2 protein-coding genes and 1 pseudogene are annotated in these 2078 nt (G+C 78.0%); 1 reads left to right on the top strand and 2 read right to left on the bottom strand.

The features are described from left to right. Positions 1–192: pseudogene (locus L7D48_RS28375) on the top strand (hypothetical protein); the annotation flags it as partial. Positions 193–237: 45 nt separating this feature from the next. Here L7D48_RS28375 and L7D48_RS28380 read toward each other — a convergent pair. Both L7D48_RS28380 and L7D48_RS28385 read right to left on the bottom strand, forming a co-directional pair. Then, on the bottom strand, positions 238–1554 hold the full coding sequence (locus tag L7D48_RS28380; protein WP_237883899.1) for a PH domain-containing protein: 1317 nt from the start codon (positions 1552–1554) through the stop codon (positions 238–240). A gap of 25 nt (positions 1555–1579) precedes the next feature. Beyond that, positions 1580–2078, bottom strand: a 499-nt coding sequence (locus tag L7D48_RS28385; protein WP_374494134.1) for a PH domain-containing protein, incomplete at its 5' end; no start/stop codon positions are given.

Genomic DNA, 2078 nt, shown 5'->3' on the forward strand with positions numbered 1-2078 from the left:
GCCCGCACCCCCTCGCCCGCCGTCGCGGGCAATGTCATCGACCTGGGCGAACCCGGCGACGACGAGAGCGAGGACGGGGGTTCCGCTCCCACGGCCGAAGACGGCGGTACGGGCGCCGGCGGCAAGGCAGCGGGCGGCACACCGCGGAGGGCGGGCCCGCTCCGGGGCCTGCGCCGCGCCCGGTCCGCCTGATCCGCCGGTCCCGCCCCGCGCCTCCCGCGCGCCCGCCCGGCGGGCCTACGTGAGCCAGCGCTCCGGTCGCGCCCGGCGGCGCCCGGTGCGGGAGCGCCCCGCCTGGGCGGCCACCACCGCACGGGCCTCCTCCACCGCCCGCAGCCGGGCCGCCACCGTGCCGTTCGCGCCGTGGTCGACGTGGACGTCCGCCAGGCCGAAGGCCCGCTCCCAGGGGCCCTGGGTGAGGCGGACGCTCTGTACCTTGGCGTGCGGGACCAGCGACAGCGTGCGGCACAGCAGCCCCTTGCGGGAGGCGAACACCGTCCGCGTCACCCCGTGGCCGTGTCCCCGCCACCACAGCGGTACGACCCAGCGGGCCCGGCGCGGCACCGGCGCCAGGGACGCCGCCGCCTCGGCCGGGTCGAGGCCGGGAAGCACCCGCGCCAGTACGCCCCGGGCCGTCTCACGGGTGGCGACCGGCAGCAGCAGGCCGCCCTCGTTGCCCCCGGCGGCCACGTCCAGCTCCACCCGGACCCAGCCGCGCCGCCGCCACAGCCACGGCTCGACGATCCGGACGGCCTGGACGCGGCCGGGCGGGACGGTGGCGTGGGCGCGGTCCAGCAGCCCGTGGTCCAGCCGTATCCCGTCCGGCGACTCGGCGACGGCCCAGTCGAACTCGGTGAGGAAGCGGCCCACACCGCTGCGCCACACACCGCTGAGCAGCGGCACCGCCACCGCCAGGGCGGGCCAGAGGCTGCCGCTCGCCCACCAGATCAGCGCGGGCACGGCCAGCGCCGCGGCCAGCGTGCCCCAGACGGTGCCGAGCAGCAGCAGCGAGACCACCAGCATCCGCGTGCCGACCCGCACCAGCTCCCGGGCGGGCGCCTCGCCGGCCTCCGCGGCCGCCTCGGGCGCCATCCCCGCGGCCCGCGCCAGCAGCTCGGCGCGGAGCTCGACGGCCTCCCGCTCGCCCAGGAACGCCAGCTCGTCCTTCTTGTCCGTGCCGACCACGTCCAGCTTGAGCTTGGCCACGCCCACGACACGGGCCAGCAGGGGGCGTCCCACGTCGATCGCCTGGAGGCGGTCCAGCCGGATGTGGGCCACGCGCCGGAACAGCAGGCCGGTGCGGATGCGCAGCTCCGTCTCGGTGACCGTGTAGCTCGTCATCCACCAGGACAGGAAGCCGTACGCGGCCACCGCGGGCAGCAGCAGGGCCAGGACCGCCAGCAGCCGGCCGGCCGTCAGGGACTCCACGCCCTGACGTGCCCGCTCCGGGTCCTGCGCGGCGAAGGCGAACAGCGCGGCCAGCGGCGCCCACGCCCGCCGCCACGGGGTGACCGGGTGCAGCCGCCTGCCCTCGGGGCGCTGGAGCAGTGCCATCACAGCCCCCTCGCGGCCGGGCCCGTCACAGCCCCGCCGAACGGGCCTCGCCCAGCTCGGTGAGCCGTTCGCGCAGCCGCTCGGCCTCCTCGGGGGCGAGTCCGGGTATGTGCGCGTCGGTCGTCGCCGCGGCGGTGTGCAACTGCACCCGGGCCAGCCCGAAGTGCCGCTCCAGCGGCCCCGAGGTGACCTCCACCAGCTGCATCCGGCCGTAGGGCACGACGGTCAGCCCGCGCCACACCACTCCGCGTTCGATCAGCAGGTCGTCGTCGCGCTCGGCGTACCGCCAGGACGCCCAGTTGCGGGCGACGGCCCGCCACCCCCACAGCGCCACCGCCGCCGGCGCCGCGGCGAGTACGGCCCACCACGGACCGGTGGCCAGCCACAGGACCGGGCCCAGCACCGCGACGAGCGGTACGGACACGGCCGTCAGCAGCGTCCTGCGCATCCGCAGCAGCCCGCGCTCGACGCCGCGCCACCGCCCGGCCTCCTCCGGCCCCCCGGTCTCCCCGGCGTGTCCGGCC

It is taken from the genome of Streptomyces sp. ICN903 (assembly GCF_022015835.1).
GTDB lineage: Bacteria > Actinomycetota > Actinomycetes > Streptomycetales > Streptomycetaceae > Streptomyces > Streptomyces fenghuangensis.

Excerpts from the sequence above, each read along its gene's own strand:
- L7D48_RS28380 (WP_237883899.1), bottom strand. The coding sequence starts at position 1,554 with ATGGCACTGCTCCAGCGCCCCGAGGGCAGGCGGCTGCACCCGGTCACC.